Source organism: Naasia sp. SYSU D00057 (assembly GCF_017916505.1).
GTDB lineage: Bacteria > Actinomycetota > Actinomycetes > Actinomycetales > Microbacteriaceae > Naasia.
Genome location: NZ_JAFMSZ010000002.1, coordinates 227,167 through 245,321, shown reverse-complemented (window position 1 = coordinate 245,321; position 18,155 = coordinate 227,167). Strand labels below are relative to the sequence as shown.

At 71.0% G+C, this 18,155-nt stretch carries 16 protein-coding genes; 5 read left to right on the top strand and 11 right to left on the bottom strand.

The window, feature by feature from the left end:
- Positions 1-126: 126 nt before the first annotated feature.
- The gene (locus tag J3P36_RS08395) at positions 127-957 is read right to left on the bottom strand and encodes a PHP domain-containing protein (RefSeq protein WP_210507104.1); all 831 of its coding nucleotides are present in this window, start codon (positions 955-957) and stop codon (positions 127-129) included.
- Positions 958-1,262: 305 nt separating this feature from the next.
- Between J3P36_RS08395 and J3P36_RS08390 the strand changes: the two genes are divergently transcribed.
- From J3P36_RS08390 to J3P36_RS08380, 3 genes are read left to right on the top strand one after another with little or no spacing between them, the layout of a single operon-like run.
- The gene (locus J3P36_RS08390) at positions 1,263-1,973 is read left to right on the top strand and encodes a ThuA domain-containing protein (protein ID WP_210507103.1); all 711 of its coding nucleotides are present in this window, start codon (positions 1,263-1,265) and stop codon (positions 1,971-1,973) included.
- Positions 1,958-3,055, top strand: a complete 1,098-nt coding sequence (locus J3P36_RS08385; protein WP_210507102.1) for a Gfo/Idh/MocA family protein — start codon at positions 1,958-1,960, stop codon at positions 3,053-3,055. Before J3P36_RS08390 ends, J3P36_RS08385 begins: the two co-directional genes overlap by 16 nt.
- 35 nt (positions 3,056-3,090) lie before the next feature.
- Positions 3,091-4,137 carry a LacI family DNA-binding transcriptional regulator gene (locus tag J3P36_RS08380; RefSeq protein WP_210507101.1) on the top strand — a complete coding sequence of 349 codons (1,047 nt, stop codon included), beginning with the start codon at positions 3,091-3,093 and terminating at the stop codon, positions 4,135-4,137.
- On the opposite strand, the gene J3P36_RS08375 is transcribed toward J3P36_RS08380, so the two are convergent.
- From J3P36_RS08375 to J3P36_RS08360, 4 genes are all read right to left on the bottom strand, one after another.
- Positions 4,110-4,796, bottom strand: a complete 687-nt coding sequence (locus J3P36_RS08375) for a ThuA domain-containing protein (RefSeq protein ID WP_210507100.1) — start codon at positions 4,794-4,796, stop codon at positions 4,110-4,112. The genes J3P36_RS08380 and J3P36_RS08375 overlap by 28 nt on opposite strands.
- Positions 4,783-5,571 (bottom strand): carbohydrate ABC transporter permease, encoded by a 789-nt coding sequence (locus J3P36_RS08370; RefSeq protein ID WP_210507099.1) that lies wholly within the window; start codon positions 5,569-5,571, stop codon positions 4,783-4,785. The genes J3P36_RS08375 and J3P36_RS08370 overlap by 14 nt, the downstream gene beginning before the upstream one ends.
- Positions 5,572-5,573: 2 nt before the next feature.
- Positions 5,574-6,536 carry a carbohydrate ABC transporter permease gene (locus J3P36_RS16775; RefSeq protein ID WP_210507098.1) on the bottom strand — a complete coding sequence of 321 codons (963 nt, stop codon included), beginning with the start codon at positions 6,534-6,536 and terminating at the stop codon, positions 5,574-5,576.
- Positions 6,537-6,653: 117 nt separating this feature from the next.
- On the bottom strand, positions 6,654-8,018 hold the full coding sequence (locus tag J3P36_RS08360) for an ABC transporter substrate-binding protein (RefSeq protein ID WP_210507097.1): 1,365 nt from the start codon (positions 8,016-8,018) through the stop codon (positions 6,654-6,656).
- A 529-nt stretch (positions 8,019-8,547) separates the two neighbouring features.
- Here J3P36_RS08360 and J3P36_RS08355 point away from each other — a divergent pair.
- A complete protein-coding gene (locus J3P36_RS08355; protein ID WP_210507096.1) occupies positions 8,548-8,904 on the top strand; it encodes a tautomerase family protein in 357 nt (118 codons plus the stop codon).
- A 38-nt stretch (positions 8,905-8,942) separates the two neighbouring features.
- Positions 8,943-9,992 carry an SDR family oxidoreductase gene (locus J3P36_RS08350; protein ID WP_210507095.1) on the top strand — a complete coding sequence of 350 codons (1,050 nt, stop codon included), beginning with the start codon at positions 8,943-8,945 and terminating at the stop codon, positions 9,990-9,992.
- A gap of 576 nt (positions 9,993-10,568) precedes the next feature.
- Here the strand turns inward: J3P36_RS08350 and J3P36_RS08345 are convergent.
- The 6 genes from J3P36_RS08345 to J3P36_RS08320 are packed head-to-tail and all read right to left on the bottom strand — an operon-like array spanning position 10,569 to position 18,038.
- The gene (locus J3P36_RS08345; RefSeq protein WP_210507094.1) at positions 10,569-11,519 is read right to left on the bottom strand and encodes an aldo/keto reductase; all 951 of its coding nucleotides are present in this window, start codon (positions 11,517-11,519) and stop codon (positions 10,569-10,571) included.
- 41 nt (positions 11,520-11,560) lie between these two features.
- Positions 11,561-13,012 (bottom strand): aldehyde dehydrogenase (NADP(+)), encoded by a 1,452-nt coding sequence (locus tag J3P36_RS08340; RefSeq protein ID WP_210507093.1) that lies wholly within the window; start codon positions 13,010-13,012, stop codon positions 11,561-11,563.
- 37 nt (positions 13,013-13,049) lie between these two features.
- On the bottom strand, positions 13,050-13,829 hold the full coding sequence (locus tag J3P36_RS08335) for an SDR family NAD(P)-dependent oxidoreductase (RefSeq protein ID WP_210507092.1): 780 nt from the start codon (positions 13,827-13,829) through the stop codon (positions 13,050-13,052).
- On the bottom strand, positions 13,826-14,920 hold the full coding sequence (locus J3P36_RS08330; RefSeq protein ID WP_210507091.1) for a zinc-binding dehydrogenase: 1,095 nt from the start codon (positions 14,918-14,920) through the stop codon (positions 13,826-13,828). The genes J3P36_RS08335 and J3P36_RS08330 overlap by 4 nt, the downstream gene beginning before the upstream one ends.
- Entirely contained in the window at positions 14,920-16,311 is a 1,392-nt protein-coding gene (locus J3P36_RS08325) for a glycoside hydrolase family 5 protein (RefSeq protein WP_210507089.1), read from the bottom strand. Before J3P36_RS08325 ends, J3P36_RS08330 begins: the two co-directional genes overlap by 1 nt.
- Positions 16,312-16,322: 11 nt before the next feature.
- A complete protein-coding gene (locus J3P36_RS08320; RefSeq protein ID WP_210507087.1) occupies positions 16,323-18,038 on the bottom strand; it encodes an IlvD/Edd family dehydratase in 1,716 nt (571 codons plus the stop codon).
- Positions 18,039-18,155 lie beyond the last annotated feature (117 nt).

Here is an 18,155-nt window from a genome sequence, read left to right as displayed (position 1 = left end):
TCCATGCTCGCGTCGGCCGCGGAGGGCGGCGGGAATGTTGCGACCCCGCCGTCACAGTCCGTAGCGCTGCGTCACGCGATTTCCGTTCCGGCCCGAGCCGGGGCAGGAGGCGGGGTGCGGGCTGCGTCAGGCCGGAAGCCTCCAGGGATCCTGCGGGCGCGAGGCAGGGCGGAAGCCCTGCTCGTGCGCGAGAGCGGCGGCCGCCTCCAGCTCGCGGCCGAGGCTCTCCGGCTCGTGGGCGTCGCTGCCGAACGTGACCGCCCGTCCGCCCTCCTCGCGCCACCAGCGCAGCACCGGCTCGGGCAGCGGGACGCTCGAGTTGACCTCCAGAGCTCTGCCGCTGCCCGCGAGCAGGCGGAGAGGCGGACGGAAGTCGTCCTCGAAGGCGGCGGCGTCGAAGGGGGCGGCGTCCGCCGGCCAGAAGCGGAGCGGGAAGTCGATGTGCGCGAGCACCTCGAACAGGTCGCAGCCCTCGACCATCCGGCAGAGCTCCGTGAGGTAGTCGCGCAGCATCTGCTCCGGTCCGCGAGTGCGGAGCAGCTCCGGCGGCTCGAGGAATCGCCCGTCGACCGGAACCGAGTGCAGGGAGCCGAGCACCCGCCCGAACCCTTCCGCCTGGGCGGTGGCGGCGGAGTCGGCGCGGTGCCCGTCGCCGAGCTCGATGCCGGCGACGATCGTCAGTCCTGGGAACCGTCCGCGGCAGCCCTCGACGGCCGCCAGGTAGCCGTCCCGATCGAGCGGCGGCGGCCGCAGGAGCCCGTCGCCGCCGATCAGCGGACGGAGCGGCTCGTCCAGCTCCTCCGGGTCGAGCACAGTGGGGGACGCGTCGACGTGCTCGGTGAACACGACCGCGGGCATCCCGAGCTCGAGCGCCCGCGCGCACGTCCGCTCCAGGGAGCCGCGCCGCGCGTCCCACGACCACTCGCCGTGCACGTGGCTGTCGACGGGCAGCGTCATGACCGGATGCTTCCACGCCGGACGGACCCCCACCAGCCTCGGCGACCGCGGCGGGGACGGACGTGGAGAAATGTTTCCCACGCCGAGCCCGGCGGGTGCCCGCTCTACTGCCCCTGAGCGGCGCAGAAGCGCTCGGTCATCCCGCTCGACGCGCGCTTCCCCCTGCCCTTCCGGCGGCCGAAGTGATAGGAATGTTTCCGGCGCGAGATGGAAAAGCGTCAACGGAGACGGGCAGGGCGAGGAAGCCGTGCGCCCGCCTCCGCTGCTTCGGGGAGCCGCCGTGCGCGGCCGGTGAGGATGAGCCGATGACGGTCGAGCAGACGGGAGCCAAGCGCGCCCTGGTGGTGCGCGGGGGATGGGACGGGCACCAGCCCGTCGAGACCACGGAGGAGTTCATCCCCTTCCTCGAGCAGAGCGGCTTCGAGGTGCGGGTCGAGGAGTCGCCCGCCGTCTACGCCGACGACGAGTACATGGCGACCGTCGACCTGATCGTGCAGACCAACACGATGTCGACCATCGAGAACGAGCAGTTCCAGGGCCTGCGCCGCGCGATCGAGAACGGTGCCGGCTACGCGGGCTGGCACGGCGGCATCGCTGACTCGTACCGCAACAACTCCGACTACCTCCAGATGATGGGCGGCCAGTTCGCGGCGCACCCGGGCAAGCACCCCGACGAGCGGACGGGCGAGCAGTCCGACAACTACCTGCCCCACCGGTACGAGATCACCGAGCTCGGGCGGAGCCACCCGATCACCGAGGGCATCGACGACTTCGAGCTCACGACCGAGCAGTACTGGGTGCTGCACGACGACTACCTCGACGTGCTCGCGACGACGACCCAGGAGGTGCGGCCCTGGGATGCCTGGAACCGGCCGATCACCTCGCCGGCGATCTGGACCCGCCAGTGGGGCAAGGGCCGCATCTTCGTGTCGACGCCCGGCCACCGCGTCGAGATCGTCCGCGACTCCAACGTCCGCACCATCATCGAGAGGGGCCTGCTGTGGGCGGCCCGCTGAGGGTCGGGGTCGTCGGCGTCGGCAAGATCAGCGAGCAGTACTTCGCGCAGCTGCCGACCCTGCCGAACCTCGAGCTGACCGCCGTCGCCGACCTCAACGAGGAGCGGGCCCGCGAGGTCGCCGCGGAGCAGGGCGTCCGGGCCCTCACGGTGGACGAGCTCCTCGCGAGCCCCGACGTCGACGTCGTGCTCAACCTCACCATCCCCGCCGCGCACGTCGAGGTCGGCACCCGCGCCCTGCAGAACGGCAAGCACGTCTTCGCCGAGAAGCCGCTCGCCCTCGCCCCCGACGAGGCGGCCCCGATGCTCGCTCTCGCGGAGGAGCGCGGCCTGCGCGTCGGCTCCGCTCCGGACACCGTGCTCGGCACGGGCGTGCAGACGGCGCGCCGCCTGCTCGACGAGGGCCGGATCGGCACGCCCGTGTCGGCGAGCGCGCAGTGGACGGCGCCCGGGCACGAGCTGTGGCACCCGGCGCCGGCGTTCTACTACCAGGACGGCGGCGGACCCCTCTTCGACATGGGTCCCTACTACCTGACGACGCTCGTGAGCCTGCTCGGACCCGTGGTCCGCGTCTCGGGCGCGGCGGTGCGGTCGGAGCGGGAGCGCTCGGTGGCGACCGGTCCGCTGCAGGGCACCGCGCTGACCGTGGACGTCGACACGCACGTGTCGGCGATCCTCGAGCACGCCGGCGGCACCTACTCCACCATCACGGTCAGCTTCGAGGTGTGGGCCTCCCGCACGCCGCTGTTCGAGCTGTACGGCACCGAGGGCACGATCGCGGTGCCCGACCCGAACCGGTTCTCCGACCCGGTCGAGATCTGGACCCGCAGCGAGCCGGAGTGGACCGTCGCCCCGGTTGCCGGCGGCTACGCCGATGCGGGTCGCGGTGTCGGCCTCGCCGACATGGCGCGGGCGATCGAGACGGACCGGCCCCACCGCGCCTCCGGCGAGCTCGCCTTCCACGTGCTCGAGATCATGGACGCGATCCTCCGCGCCGGCCGCGAGCACCGCGTCGTCGAGCTGACGAGCGCGCCCGCCCGCCCCGCCGACGTGCCGCTCGACGCGCGCCCCGAGAGCTGGTGAGCGGCGAGGCGCCGCCTCGAAGTTAAGGTGAGCAGATGACCGACGAGATCTACCCCGGAACGCGGGCATCGCGGGCGACCCTCGCCCGGATCGCCGGCGAGGCGTCCGTGTCGATGTCGACGGTGTCGAAGGTCCTCAACGGCCGCCCCGGCGTAGCCCCTGAGACGCGCGCTCGCGTCGAGGAGCTGCTGCAGGCCAGCGGCTACAACCGGCGCGGCGCCGCTCAGCCCAACCCGCTCATCGAGCTCGTGGTCAACGACCTCGTCAGTGTGTGGGTGATCGAGATCCTCCGCGGGGTCGAGCACATCGCCCGCGAGAACGGCATGAGCGTCGTCGTCACGGAGTCCGGGGACCGGCACTCGCCGGGCCCGGAGTGGATCGACGGCGTGCTGCAGCGGCGGCCGGCGGGAGTGATCCTGGTCTTCTCGGACCTGTCGCCTCAGCACAAGCTGCAGCTGCGGTCGCGCAACATCCCGTTCGTCATCCTCGACCCCGCCGGCGACCCCGCGCCCGACGTGCCGTCGGTGGGCTCGGCCAACTGGTCGGGCGGGCTTCTCGCCACCCGCCACCTGCTCTCGCTCGGGCACCGCCGCATCGCGATGATCTCCGGCCCCGACGACCTGATGTGCTCGCGCGCACGGGTCTCCGGCTTCCGCTCCGCCATGGAGGAGGCCGGCGTCGAGGTGGACGACGACCTCGTCGTATTCGGCGACTTCCATCGGGAGGACGGCATCGAGCACGGCCAGCGCCTGCTCAGCCGCCCGGACCGGCCCACCGCGATCTTCGCCGGCAGCGACCTGCAGGCGTTCGGCGTCTACGAGGCCGCGCGGGAGCTGGGCCTCCGGGTGCCGGAGGACCTCTCCGTCGTCGGCTACGACGACCTCCAGGTCGCCCAGTGGGTGGGCCCGCCGCTCACGACCGTCCGGCAGCCGCTCACCGAGATGGCGGAGCAGGCCACCCGGCTCGCGCTGCAGCTGCGGAACGGGCAGGAGACGGAGACCCTGCGCGTCGACCTCGCGACGAGCCTCGTCGTGCGCGACAGCACCACCGCGCTTCAGCCGGCGGAGGCCCCCGCGGCCTGAGCCGCCCATGCGAACGAGCGGCGCAGCAGCTCGACGTGCTCGCCAGAGTCGAAGGACCGGGTGTCGTGTCCGAGGGCGTCGCCGACCGAGCGCACACCGTCGCGCTCCCGGCGCCACAGCAGCGGGTGCTCCCTGCCGTCGTGGCGGTGCGAGATCAGCACCTCGGCGCCCGGATCCATCTCGAGCCGCGTGTAGCGCTCGTCGATGACCGAGCAGCTCTCGATACCCTCCGTCGCCGGACCGGGCACCACGTCGAGGTCGGCCGGGCCGAGGGGCGGGTGCATCGTGTGCTCGCCCCAGCGGGCGCCGATCGCCGAGCGCCACTCGGGCAGGCCGAGCAGCCCGACGGCGCCGATGTGCACGCCCGCCACGGCCCCGCCGCGCGCGAGGTGCGCCTGCAGGCCCCGCCGCGCCGCCTGCCGCACACCGTCCGGCACGAGTGCGGCCGGCTCGGGCGCCGAGACGACGAGCAGGTCGACCCCGGAGAGGTCGGCGAGCCGCTCCGCCACCCGATCGCTGACCTCGACGGCGAGCCCCGCGCTCTCGAGCACCGCCGCGATGCGGGGCGCCGTCTCCGCGAACGGGTGCCAGGGGTCGACGAACGGGTCCCGTCCGCCCGTCAGCAGAAGGGCGGACGGGACGGCGCTACTTGATGGCACCGGCGGCCAGACCGCGCTCGAAGAGGCGCTGGAGCGACAGGTACGCGATGACCTCCGGGAGCGCGGTGAGCACCGCGGAGGCGAGCACCTTCGTCTGGTCGTTGCTGAACTGCCCGATGAAGTAGGAGGGCAGCAGGGTGATGGTCTGCTTCGCCGGGTCCTGCAGGAACACGAGCGGGAGCAGGTAGTTGTTCCAGGCGCCGATCAGCGTGAAGATCAGCACCGCGGCGGCGATCGGCCGGGTCAGCGGGATCACGAGGTAGAGGAAGCCGCGGAACGAGTTCGCGCCGTCCACGCGGGCGGCCTCGAACAGCTCGTCCGGGATCCCGTTGATGAAGTTGCGGACCAGGAGCACCGCGAACGGCACCTGCAGCGCGGCGAGGGGCAGGATGACCGCCCAGTACGTGTCGTACAGGCCGGTCTGCACCGCGGTGGCGAACAGCGGTGCCAGGAGCACCACCTCCGGCAGCGTCAGGCAGGCGAGGAGCAGCCAGAAGTAGACCTCCTTGCCGGGGATGCGGAACTTCGCGAACCCGTACGCGGTGAGCATCGTCACCACGTAGACCAGGACGATCACGCCCGCGGCGATGATCGTCGAGCTGATGAAGAAGTTCCAGATGCTCCCCACGCTGAGCACCGCGGCGTAGTTGGCGAAGCCGGCACCCGCCAGCGAGCCCTGCACCATCGCGATCAGGGGGAGAAGGAACGGGATCGTCAGCAGGGTGACGAGCAGCTGGAGCCCGATCTTGCCGGGCAGCGAACGCACTTCGAACATGCCTAGCTCGCCTTCTCGTTCTTCTCGCGACCGCGGACCTGCAGGAAGATCGCCATGATGAGGGCGAGCACCAGCAGCAGGATCGAGACCGCCGCGCCGTAGCCGACGTGGTAGTTGGGGATCGTCTGGCGGTAGATGATCGTGCCGAGGAACTCGGTGGCGTGGTTGGGGCCCGCCACGGTGACGAGCCATGGCCAGTCGAAGGTCTTGAGTGCGCCGATCGCCCCCAGCATGGCGAGCGCCACGGTGGTGCCGCGGACGCCGGGCCAGATGATGCTCCAGATGACCCGGAGGTTGCCGGCGCCGTCGATGCGCGCGGCCTCGAGGATGGACTGGTCGATCTGGCCCATCGCGGCGTAGTAGAGCACGAAGGTGAGGCCCGTCCACTGCCAGACGGTGATCGCCATGAGCACCCACAGAGCGGTGCTCGACTGGCCGAGCCACGGCTGCGTGATCGCGCCGAGGCCGATGTGCTCGAGGATCCAGTTGAACTGGCCGTCGGCGCCGAAGAACTGGCGGAAGACGGGCGCCATGATCGCCGGCGCGAGCACGACCGGGATGAAGATGATCACCTTGTAGAGCACCGCGAGCTTCACCCGCGAGTGCAGCAGCACCGCGAAGAGCATCCCGAGCACGGTCTGCACCGTGAAGGTGATGACGAAGAAGAGCACGGTGTTGCGGATGGCGCCCCAGAAGATGGGGTCCGCGAACATCTGCGTGTAGTTGCGCAGCCCGACCTGCTCCGGGTTCGGGCTGATGCCGTCCCAGTCCCAGGTGGAGATGACGGCCGTGTAGCCGATGCAGTAGTAGAGGACGCCCACCGAGAGCACGAGGCCCGGCAGGATCCACGGGAGGCCGTGCGGCTGCAGGGCGCGGCGTCCCTTCCGGCCTCGACGTGCGGCGGCGACGGTGCCGCCGGTCGCCGTGGCCGGGTCGACATCGGTCAAGGGTTCGGTGGTGACCACACCCGCTCCTTTGCGTTGGGTTCCGGCGGCTCCGCCGGAGGATGTCGTGGGGGTCGGCCGGCCGCGAGCGGCCGGCCGACCCGGTGCCGGATCACCGGCGGGGATGGTGCGAAGGGATCAGCCGAGCGCCTCGACGGTGGACTGCATGGTGTCCGCCGCCTCCTGGGGCGTCGCCGTGCCTTCCGCGATCGAGACCGCGGCCGCCAGGATCGCATCCTGCTCGTCCGTGTTGAGGTGCAGGAAGCGGGCCAGCTCCGTGTCCGAGACGGTCTCCGTGTAGCTCTGGAGCGCCTCGAGCTGCACGTCCGGGAACGGCAGCTTGATGTTCTCCCAGTTCGGCACGGCGCCGTTGAGGGCCGGGATGTTGTTCAGCTTGTCCGCGACGAGCTGCTGCGCGTCCTCGTTGGTGGTCAGCCACGTGATGAACGTGCGGGCTGCCGCCTTGTTGTCGGACTTGTTGCTGAGCGCGAGGCCGTAGTCCGCGTCACCGAAGTAGCCGGCGGGGTTGCCCTTGCCCGCGACGTCCGGGAACTCGATCGGCACGAGCGGGAACGGCTCCGGGTTGGAGACGCCGGCCGCGCCGATGGCGGCGAGCATGCCCTCCTCGGGGGCGTACTGGGTGTACCAGGAGCCCATCATGATCATCGCGTACTCGCCCGCCATGAAGTCGTTGTTCGCGTCGGGGTACTGGGCGTAGCCGATCGCGCCCTCCTGCATGATCCCGTCGGTGAAGAGGCGCTTCCAGATCTCGAACGTCTCGACGATGGCGGGGTCGTTCCACGGCCGCTCGCCCTTCGAGGCCTCGGTCCACGCGCCCGGCTCCACGCGCTCGGCGATCGCCTGCAGCGTGTCCTGGTCGAAGCCCTCCTGCGAGGCGCCCTGCACGAAGCAGCCGATGTTGTTCTCGCGGAACGTGTTGCAGGCGTCGATCCACTCGTCGAGGGTCGTGGGGTGCTCGAGGCCGACCTGGTCGAACAGGGCCTGGTTCACCCACATCGAGCCGGCGTAGACGGCGCCGACCGACATCGCGACGAGCTTGCCGTCGGCGGTGAGGCCGTCGATGCCGATCTGCGACACCTTCTCCTGCCAGTCCGCGCCGAGAGCCTCCTCGGCGAGCGGGGTGAGGTCCTCGGCGAAGGTCTTGAACGCGTCGACGCGCGAGCCGGGCTGCACGCCGAAGATGTCGGGGCCGCTCGAGGTCTGCAGCGCGGGCCGAAGCGCGGCCTCCCAGTCCTCGATCGGGACCTGCTTGTAGTTGACCTTGATGTCGGGGTATTCCTCGTTGAAGGCCTCGATGTAGGACGTGGCGACGTTGACGTCGGGGGTCCAGCCCCACCAGTCGATCGTGCCCGAGTCGGCGGAGCCCTCGCTGCCGCCGCTGCCTCCGCCGGCGCACGCGGTGAGCGCGGCGGCCGCCATCAGCGTCGTGCCGACGGCGGCGACGGTGCGCAGCCCGCGGCGTCCTCGATGTGCTGTGAACATCCTTCTCCTTGACTTGTCGCCGGCACAGCTTCGTGACCGGTACCGCATCCCGCGACGCTGCTGCGCCGCGGAGTGCGATGGGGGAGGACGGGACGCCATCGTCCGGAGGATGAGCCGGTCTCCGGGCGGGGTCGCCGCGATGGAGAGCCGGCACAGCCGACCGTTCGTCAGGCGAACAACATCTTTGTCTCCAACCCGAGCTTTCGGCTCGAATCCATCGCAGTCGGGGACAACGTACGCGGCCCCCGAAAGGGCGTCAACATTTTGGGGCGAATCCCGAAAGGTTTCGTTATCGCTCCGAGACCTGAGATCGAGGGGCGCGTTCGTTGAGCGCCAGGACACCCGCCGAAACGCTTCCGATGGGTGCTATCGGTCAGCCGGCTGTGGAGGATCGGTCACACCGTGGAAAGTTTTTCCTCCCGAGGCCTGAAAGTTGCGGGAGGTTTTCGCCCTCCGTAGGCTGACTCCGGCCGTCAGCGCAGAGGCGCGGCTGCGGTCGAACCCTTCGGGCGCCTCGACGAGGAGGAACATGCCGCTCATCCAGATCGACCTCGAGCGCGAGGTCTACGAAGCGCACGGCGACGCGATCAGCCGCGAGATCCAGCAGGCGCAGGTGGACGCCCTCGGCATCGTGCCGGACGACCTCTTCCACGTCTTCCGGCCGCACGAGCCCGGCGAGCTGAAGTTCGGCGGCTTCGGCGGGGTCGACCGCCAGAGCCTCCTGCTCATCCAGATCCTCATGGTCCACATGTACAGCGTGGACACCAAGCGCAAGCTGTTCCGCGCGATCGTGACGCGCCTCGAGGCGCTCGGCATCCGCCGTGAGGACATCCTCATCGCCGTCGCCGAGAACGGCTTCGAGGACTGGTACGCCGGCACCCTCTGATCCCGACCACCCCCTCCGCTCGCTCGCGAAAGGCACCAATGACTCCCGGGTCCGCCCCCATCAGCGTCCTCTACATCGGAGGCACCGGCACGATCAGCGCCTCGTGCGTCCGCCGCTCCGTCGCGGAGGGCATGGACGTGTACGTCCTCAACCGCGGCAACAACTCCAAGAGCCGGGACCTCCCGGACAGCGTCACCTGGCTGACCGGGGACATCACCGACCGCGCCTCCACAGAGGAGGCGCTCGGCGACCGCACCTTCGATTCGGTCGTCAACTTCCTGTCCTACGGGCCGGAGGACGCGCAGCAGATGGTCGAGATCTTCGGCTCGCGCACCAAGCAGTACGTCTACATCAGCTCGGCGTCGATCTACCACAAGCCGATCCTCCAGGCCCCGATCGTCGAGTCGACGCTGCGCGAGAACCCGTACCTGGCGTACGCCCGCGACAAGCTCGCCGCCGAAGACCTGCTGATGCAGCGCTACATGCAGGACGGCTTCCCCGTCACGATCGTGCGGCCCTCGCACACGTACGACGAGGCGAACCCGCCGCTCCCGGGCGACTGGACGATCGTCGACCGGCTCGTGCGCGGCGACGAGATCGTCGTGCACGGCGACGGCACGTCGCTCTGGACGCTCACGCACTCGGACGACCTCGCGCAGGGCCTCGTCGGCCTGCTCGGCAACCCGAGGGCGATCGGCGAGGCGTTCCACATCACGTCCGACGACGTCTACACCTGGGACCAGATCTACACGATCCTCGCCGACGCCCTCGGCGTGGAGGCCAAGCTCGTGCACGTGCCGTCCGAGTTCTATCCCGTGGCCGCGCCCGACTGGTTCTGGTCCGACCTGATCCTCGGCGACCTCGCGCACAGCGCGATCTTCGACAACAGCAAGATCCGCCGGTACGTGCCGAGCTTCTCGCCGCGGCTGACGTTCCACCGCGCCGCCCTCGGCATGGTGCAGTGGCGCGCCGAGCACCCGGAGGAGACGAAGCCGAACCCGGAGACGGACGCCTTCATCGACCGCCTGGCGCAGGGGTACCACGAGGCGCGCAAGGCCTTCGCGGCCCTCGCGCCCGACGCGAAGTAGGGGCTTCTGCGCGAAGGGGCGGCGGTGCGAGCGCACCGCCGCCCCTTCCGCGTTCTGGGGTTGCGGTTCGGTCTCTCCAGCAGGAGCGGAGCGGCCTCAGCAGGCAGAACAGGCCGGCTTCTGCCTGCTGAAGGCACTGGGTGCCTGCTGGGGCGCTGGGCCAACTGCTGAGCGCGGCCGGTGCGACCGGCCAGGCGCTTCAGCGGGTTGCGGTCGGCCTTCAGCAGCAGATCCGTCCCTGGTTCTGCCCGTTGGAGGCGCTTGGCATCTGGTGGGCCGGCGGTGATACCCGGGCAACTGACCCAGCAGGTACAGAACCCCTTCAGCAGGAAGATCCGCGGCAGTTCTGCCTGCTGTAGCGGTTGCGCTCCTGCTGGACCGGCGGGTGTCGCCCGGCAGGGACAGACCCGCCCTGAGCAGGTGCCGATCCCCCTCAGCAGGTGCCGATCCCCCTCAGCAGGTGCCGATCCCCCTCAGCAGGAAGAACTGCCCTGTTTCTGCCTGCTGAAGGCACGGCGTGGCTGCTGAAGGCGCTGGGCACCTGCTGAACCGCAGCGGTGGCGGCCCCCGGCGCGCTCAGGCGTCGAGCCAGGTGTCGGACGGCGGGACCAGGGCGTCGAGCTCATCCCACAGGGCGTCCGGGATCTGGTGCGCGAGCAGCGCGAGCGACTGCTCGATCCGCTCCGGCGTCGAGAAGCCGAGCACCGTCGAGGCGATGCGGGGGTCGCGGGTCGAGAACTGGAGGGCCGCCGCGGCGAGGGGCACGTCGTGCCGGCGGCAGGCGTCCTCCATCGCGAGCGCGGCCTGGCGAACGGACTCGCGCTCCCCGTACGCGTACTTGGTGAAGGTGGACGGGCCCTTCGACAGCATCCCGCCGCCATAGGGCGCGGCGTTGAGCACGCCGACGTCGCGGCGTCCCGCCTCCTCGATGAGCGGCTCGAAGGAGCGGTCGAGCAGCGTGTACCGGTTGTGGCTCAGCACGACGTCGAAGAGGTCGGTGTCGACGAATCGCCGCAGCAGCGGCACGGGTCCGCCGGCGACGCCGATGTGGTCGACGCGGCCCTCCTCCTTGAGCTGCACGAGGGCCGCGACGGGGCCGTCCTCCGCCATCGCCTCGTCGAAGGTGATGCGCTCGGGGTCGTGCAGGTGCAGCAGCTGGATCCGCTCCAGGCCGAGGCGCTCGAGGCTCTCCTCGAAGGAGGCGCGCACGCGGGCGCCGGAGAAGTCGCTGCTGCCGTGGGCCGGGTCGACCTTGGTCGCGAGCACGTAGTCCTCGGGCAGGCCGCCGTTGCGCCGGATGGCCTCGCCGATCCGGCGCTCGCTCTCGCCCTGGGCGCCGTATCCGTTCGAGGTGTCGAGGAACCGGACCGGACTCTCGAACGCCGCGAGCACGGTGGCGACCGCCCGCTCGTCGTCGACCTCGTAGCCGTAGAGCCCCGCCATGCTGGCGAGGGGGCTCGTGCCGAAGCAGAGCTCGGTCACCTCGAGGCCGGTGCGGCCGAGGCGGTGGCGGGGAAGAGCGGTCATCGCGATCCGTTCGGTCGAGGAGAGGGAGAGGCGGGCGCCGGTCAGGGGAGGACCAGGATTCCATCCACGCGGCGCGGGATGCCGAGGGGGTTGTCCTCGCGGAGCGCCGGGGGCAGCAGCCGCTCGGGTGCGCTCTGGTAGGCGACGGGGCGCTGGAAGCGCCGCGCGGCGGTGGCGCCGACCGACGTGTACAGCGACGTCGTCGCCGGGTAGGGGCCGCCGTGGTGCTGGGCCCAGTTCACCGCGACGCCGGTCGGCCAGCCCGCGAAGAGCACGCGGCCCGCGCGGCGCCGCAGCGCGTCGACGATCCCCTCGACCTCCTCGTCGTCCTCGGCGTGCACCGTCGCGGTGAGGCTGCCGGGCACGACGGCGAGGGAGGCGAGGAGCTCGTCCTCGGAGTCGTAGGAGATGAGGAGAGTCGTCGGCCCGAAGACCTCCTCCAGCAGCGTCTCGGGGCGCTCACGGACGGCGGCCGCGGTCGTCGCGAGCACCACCGGGGTGGCGCCGTCGTTCACCGCGTCCTGCTCGGCCGCGCCCGACACCAGACGCACCGCCTCGTCGTCGAGCAGCCGGCGGATCCCGCCCGGGAACGCCTCGGCGATCCGGTCGGTGAGCAGCGGGCCGCCGGCCGCGCCGTCCACGGACTGCGCCACGGCGTCCTCGAAGCCGGCGCCCGAGGGCACGAAGACGACGCCGGGCTTGGTGCAGAACTGGCCGACGCCGAGGGTGAAGGATCCGACGAGGCCCTTCGCCAGCTCATCGGACCGGCGCTCAACGGCGCCCGCGGTGAGGACGACGGGGTTGATGCTGCCGAGCTCGCCGTAGAACGGGATGGGGTCGAGGCGCGACGCGGCGATGTCGAAGAGCGCGCGGCCGCCCGCCACCGAGCCCGTGAAGCCGACCGCGGTGATGTCGGGGTCGCCGACGAGGGCGTTGCCCGCCTCCCGGCCGGTCACGAGGCCGAACATGCCCGCAGGCGCGCCGGCCTCCTCGAGGGCGGCGCCGACGAGCTCGGCCATCCGCAGCGACAGGGCGAGGTGCCCGGAGTGCGCCTTGACGATCACGGGGCAGCCGACGGCGAGGGCCGACGCGGTGTCGCCGCCCGCCACCGAGAACGCGAACGGGAAGTTCGAGGCGGAGAAGACGGCGACCGGACCGAGCGGGTGCAGCACGCGGCGCAGGTCGGGCTTCGGCGGCGTCGCGGAGGGGTCGGCGTGGTCGATGATCGCCTCGAGGTACGAGCCTTCGGTGATGACGTCAGCGAACAGGCGCAGCTGTCCGGTGGTGCGCGCCACCTCGCCCTTCAGGCGGGTCGAGCCGAGGCGCGTCTCCGAGTCGGCGATCTCGATCAGCTCGTCCGCGTGCTCGTCGAGGCGGTCGGCGACCGCCCGCAGCCAGCCCGCCCGCTCGGCGTCCGAGGCGGCCGCGGCGATCGGTGCGGCCTTCGCCGCGGCGGCGGTGAGGCGGCGCAGCTCGTCGAGTGTCGTCGTCATGGGTGCTCCGTTCGGTGAGGAGGAAGGGGTGCGGTCGTCACATCCAGCCGCCGTCGACGACCCAGTTCTGCGCGGTGCAGGACCGGGAGTCGTCGGCGGCGAGCCAGAGGAGCATCCGCGCCACGTCGTCGGGGTAGAGCTTCTGGGGCAGGCACTGGTTGCGCTCGATCGACTCCTCGGCCTCCGGCGTCACCCACTCCCGCAGCTGCTTCTCGGTCATGATCCAGCCCGGGATGATGCAGTTCACCCGGATGCCCCAGGGGCCGAGCTCGCGGGCGAGCGTGCGGGTGAGGCCCTCGATGCCGGCCTTCGCGGTGATGTAACCGGGCAGGTCGACGAGATCGATGTGCGCGCTGATCGAGCCGAGGTTGATGATCGAGCCGCGGCCCGCCTCGCGCATCATGGGGACCACGGCCTGCGCGGTGAAGAAGTGGTGGCGCAGGTTGACCGCCATCTCCTCGTCCCACCGAGCGAGGTCCATCTCCATCACCTTGTGGCGGTCGTCGCGGGCGGCGTTGTTGACGAGGACGGTGATCGGCCCGAGGCGCTCGGCCGCGGTCGCGATCGCCTGCTGGACGGCGGGGATGTCGCGGACATCGCACGGGAGGAACAGCGGCTCCGGATCGCCTCGCTCCGCGATCCGCTGCGCCAGCGCGGCGCCCGCCTGCTCGTTGACGTCGACGAACGCGACCCGGGCGCCCTGCGCGGCGAGGGAGCTCACGAACTCCTCGCCGAGCCCGGTCGCGCCGCCGCTCACGAAGGCGACCTGACCGCGGAGGCTCGGGTAGATGGCGTACTGCGGCTGGACGTCGGTCACGGGACGATCACTCCTCTTCCCACGGCGCCGCGCAGGTCGTCGTAGGCCTGGTTCACCGATTCGAGCGGATAGGTGGCCCCCATCAGCTCGTCGAGCGGCAGGCGCCCGGACAGGTAGAGCTGGAAGATGCGCGGCAGGTCGAGGAGCGGGTTCGCGGATCCGTAGAGGGAGCCGATGATCCGCTTCTGGCGCTGCACGAGCAGGTTGACGGGTACGGAGAAGGTCTCGCCGACCCGGCCGAGCCCGACTGCGACGAGCGTGCCGGCCGGCTTCAGCGCCTCGAACGCCTGCTGCAGGGTCTGCGGCCGGCCGATCGCCTCGATCGCGTACTCGACGCCGTCGGGGACCGCGGCGAGCACCTGCTCGACCACGTCGCCGTTCCGGCCGTCGATGGTGTGCGTGGCGCCCAGTCGGCGCGCGAGCTCGAGCTTCTCCGGGTCGATGTCGACGACGACGATGGGATCCGCCCCGGAGAGCCGTGCGCCCATGACGGCGGAGAGCCCGACGCCGCCGGCGCCGAGGATGAGGAGGGAGCGCCCGGCGCACTCGCCGACCGCGTTGAAGACGGCGCCGACGCCGGTGATCACCGCGCAGCCGGCGATCGCCGCGATCTGCGGGGGCACACCGTCCGGCACCGGCACGACGGAGCGCTCGGAGACGACGACGCGGTCCGCGAAGCAGGAGACGCCGAGGAAGTGGTGCACCTTCTCGTCGCCGGCGCTCAGCCGGGAGGTGCCGTCGGGCAGCCCGCCGGTCGTCGCCTGCAGCGGACCGAAGCGGCAGAGCACCGGGTTGCCGGCGATGCACGCGGGACATTCGCCGCAGCGGGGCCGCCACATGAGGGCGACCCGATCGCCGACAGAGACGCGGCCGGAGCTGTCCGGCCCGACCTCCTCCACGATGCCCGCGCCCTCGTGGCCGAGGACCGCGGGGAGCGGGCAGGTGATGTCGCCGGTCATGTAGTGGTAGTCGCTATGGCAGATGCCGGCGGCCTCGACGCGCACCACGATCTCGCCGCGCTTCGGCGGCGCGAGGGTGACCTCCTCGATGCTCAGCGGCTCTCCCGGCGTGCGCAGGACGGCGGCGCGCATCAGCCCTCCTTCATCTGCTCGAGCAGCGTCTCCCGGACGGTGCAGTTGGCGAAAGCGAACGAGTCGGCGAGGGCGTCGAGCTCGCTGTCGTCGAGCCCGCGGAACAGGTCCGCGTACTCGAGCGAGAGCGGCTGCGCGACCAGGATGTTGAGCAGCAGGCGCCGAACGTAGTCGAAGCGTCCCCACGGATACGGGTCGAAGTCCGGGAACTCGCGGGCGATGAGGTCCTGCACGGGCTGGGTGACCTCGCGGACCCCCTCCCCGGTGCTGCCCCAGTGGTCGGCGCCGAGCCGGTCCTTCTTCGCGAGGAAGTCGCCGAACCGCCGCCCGTAGGCGGAGTCGGGGCGGACGCTGACGAGGCCCTGCCGGCCGAGGTCCTTGTACATCCACGACGCCCAGCCGGCGTTGTAGCGGCGGTAGATCTCGAGCTGGTCGTCGAGGATCTGCCGGCGCTGCACGTCGAGCTCCGGGTCGCCGGTGTAGATGGGGCTGAACTCCCCGACGAAGATCGGCGTGCCGGTGCGCCGGGCGTACTCGGAGCGGGCGAGGAACTTCTCCTCGACCTTCGCCTTGTCGAACCAGACGCCGTCCATCGTCGTGCCCGGGTACGGGCCGCCGCGGCCGAGGCCGGCGGAGACGTAGTCGTGCAGGGTGTACACGGCGTTCTCGGCGGGCTCGTCGGGGAAGACGTCGAACTGGGTCGCGTAGGTGTTGCCGTCGAGGAAGACGATGTGGTCGGGGTCGATGGCGCGGATCGCCGCGACGAGCCGCTCGTAGAAGGGGCCCACCACCCGGCGGGACTCGTCCGCCGGCTCGTTGATCAGGTTGTAGCCGCCGACCCACGGGTTGTCCCGGTAGCGGGTCGCGATCGCCTCCCAGATGTTCACCACCCGGTCCTGGAAGTGCGGGTGATCCCAGAACGAGGCGACGTGCGTGGGGTTGTCGGCGTGCCAGTCGTGGTTCTGGTACCCGGGCAGGGCGTGCAGGTCGATCATCGTGTAGACGCCGTGCCGCCCGCACTCCTCGATGGCCCGGTCGAGGTGGCGGAAGCCCTCCTCGCGGATCTCGAACGGCTTCGCGTCGCTCTCGAGGTGCCGGTAGTTGACGGGGATCCGGACCGAGTTGAGGCCGGCCTCCCCGAGGAACCGCGCGTCGTCCTCGGCGAAGAACACCGAGAGCAGGCGGTCGAAGAAGCGCTCGTACCTCTCCTCGCCGATCGCGTCGCGGACGTGGCGGCGCATCAGCGACTCGTTGGCGGAGTACCCCGTGATGAAGTTCTCCATGTTGAGCCAGCCGCCGACGCACACGCCGCGGAGGCGGATCTCCTCGCCGAAGCCGTCGACGATGGTCGTGCCCTGCGTGCGCAGGGGACGCGGGGGAGTGGTGGTCACGCGGCTGCCGCTCAGTGCGACTCGCGCGCGACGTCCGGACCCGACGCGCCGATGAGGAAGTCGAGGTCCGCGCCGCTGTTCGCCTGCTGCACGTGCTCGACGTAGAGCTTCTCCCAGCCGCGCGTCGGCGCCGCGAAGGCGTCCGCCGTGGAGGCCGGCACCCGGCGCTGCTGCAGCTCCTCCTCCGGCACATTCAGCTCGAGGCGGCGGCCCTCGACGTCGAGGACGATCTCGTCGCCGTTCTCCACGAGGCCGAGCAGGCCGCCGGCCGCGGCCTCGGGGGTGACGTGCAGGACCACCGTGCCGTAGGCGGTGCCGCTCATGCGACCGTCGCAGACCCGGACCATGTCGCGCACGCCCTGCTCGAGCAGCTTCTTCGGCAGCGGCATGTTGGAGACCTCGGGCATGCCCGGGTAGCCCTTCGGTCCGCAGCCGCGGAGGACCAGCACCGAGGTGGCGTCCACCTCGAGATCCGGGTCGTCGATGCGCTCGTGGAGGTCCTCGACGGACTCGAAGACGACCGCCTTGCCTCGGTGCGAGAGCAGCTCCGGGCTCGCGGCGGCCGGCTTGATGATCGCGCCGGTCGGGGCGAGATTGCCGTAGAGGACCGCGATGCCGGCCTCGTCGATGAGCGGCTGCTCGCGCTCGCGGATGACGTCCCTGTCCCAGATCTGCTCGTCCTCGAGGTAGGAGACGAGCGGCTCGCCGGTCACGGTGATCGCCGTCGGGTTCAGCAGGTCCTTCACCTGCTGGAGCACGGCGAGGAAGCCGCCTGCCCGGTGCAGGTCCTCCATGAGGTACTTGCCGGCGGGCTGCAGGTTGACGAGCAGCGGCACGTCCGCGCCGATGCGATCGAAGTCGTCGAGGGTCAGGTCGATGCCGAGCCGGCCCGCGATGGCCAGCAGGTGGACGACGGCGTTCGTCGACCCGCCGATCGCGGCGAGCGCCACGATCGCGTTGTGGAACGACTCCTTGGTGATCACCTGGCTCGGCGTGCGGCCCGCGGCGACCATCTCGACCGCGAGCCGGCCCGACTCGTGCGCGGCCTCTAGGAGCCGGGCGTCGGGGGCCGGGGTGCCGGCGAGGCCGGGGATCACGGTGCCGAGCGCCTCGGCGAGCAGGCCCATGGTCGAGGCGGTGCCCATGGTGTTGCAGTGGCCCTTGCTGCGGATCATCGACGACTCGGACTTGAGGAACAGCTTCTCGGAGAGGGTGCCGGCCCGCACCTCCTCGCTGAGCTTCCACACGTCGGTGCCGCAGCCGAGCGGGACGCCGCGGAAGGTGCCGTTGAGCATCGGACCGCCCGGGACCACGAGGGCCGGGATGTCGACGGACGCCGCCGCCATCAGCAGGGAAGGGATCGTCTTGTCGCACCCGCCGAGCAGCACGACGCCGTCGATCGGGTTGGCCCGGAGCATCTCCTCCGTCGCCATGGCCGCCATGTTGCGCCAGAGCATGGCGGTGGGGCGCACATTCGTCTCACCCAGGGAGACGACGGGGAGGTTGAGCGGGATTCCGCCCGCCTCGTAGATGCCGTGCTTGACCGATTCGGCGACCTCGTTCAGGTGCGCGTTGCACGGGGTGAGGTCGGACGCCGTGTTGGCGATCGCGATCTGCGGCCGCCCCTCGAAGGCGCTGCTGGGCACTCCCCGGCGCATCCACGCCCGATGGAGGTAGGCGTTCCGATCGGAGCCGGCGTACCACTGCGAACTGCGCTGTTCGGTCATTGCATCTTTCGTCTCTGCCGAGGTCCCCGCGGCATCGCGGGGCCGGCTTTCCGTTGTCCGAGAAACCGCCCTTGCGGAGTTGTCAGGCTATCTTTCCGCTTCCCGGGCTCACAACTT

Bases quoted from the DNA above. Each gene is read 5' to 3' on its own strand.
- J3P36_RS08395 (WP_210507104.1), bottom strand. From the start codon at position 957: ATGACGCTGCCCGTCGACAGCCACGTGCACGGCGAGTGGTCGTGGGAC.
- J3P36_RS08390 (WP_210507103.1), top strand. From the start codon at position 1,263: ATGACGGTCGAGCAGACGGGAGCCAAGCGCGCCCTGGTGGTGCGCGGG.
- J3P36_RS08380 (WP_210507101.1), top strand. From the start codon at position 3,091: ATGACCGACGAGATCTACCCCGGAACGCGGGCATCGCGGGCGACCCTC.
- J3P36_RS08370 (WP_210507099.1), bottom strand. From the start codon at position 5,571: ATGTTCGAAGTGCGTTCGCTGCCCGGCAAGATCGGGCTCCAGCTGCTC.
- J3P36_RS08360 (WP_210507097.1), bottom strand. From the start codon at position 8,018: ATGTTCACAGCACATCGAGGACGCCGCGGGCTGCGCACCGTCGCCGCC.
- J3P36_RS08355 (WP_210507096.1), top strand. From the start codon at position 8,548: ATGCCGCTCATCCAGATCGACCTCGAGCGCGAGGTCTACGAAGCGCAC.
- J3P36_RS08350 (WP_210507095.1), top strand. From the start codon at position 8,943: ATGACTCCCGGGTCCGCCCCCATCAGCGTCCTCTACATCGGAGGCACC.
- J3P36_RS08345 (WP_210507094.1), bottom strand. From the start codon at position 11,519: ATGACCGCTCTTCCCCGCCACCGCCTCGGCCGCACCGGCCTCGAGGTG.
- J3P36_RS08340 (WP_210507093.1), bottom strand. From the start codon at position 13,012: ATGACGACGACACTCGACGAGCTGCGCCGCCTCACCGCCGCCGCGGCG.
- J3P36_RS08330 (WP_210507091.1), bottom strand. From the start codon at position 14,920: ATGCGCGCCGCCGTCCTGCGCACGCCGGGAGAGCCGCTGAGCATCGAG.
- J3P36_RS08320 (WP_210507087.1), bottom strand. From the start codon at position 18,038: ATGACCGAACAGCGCAGTTCGCAGTGGTACGCCGGCTCCGATCGGAAC.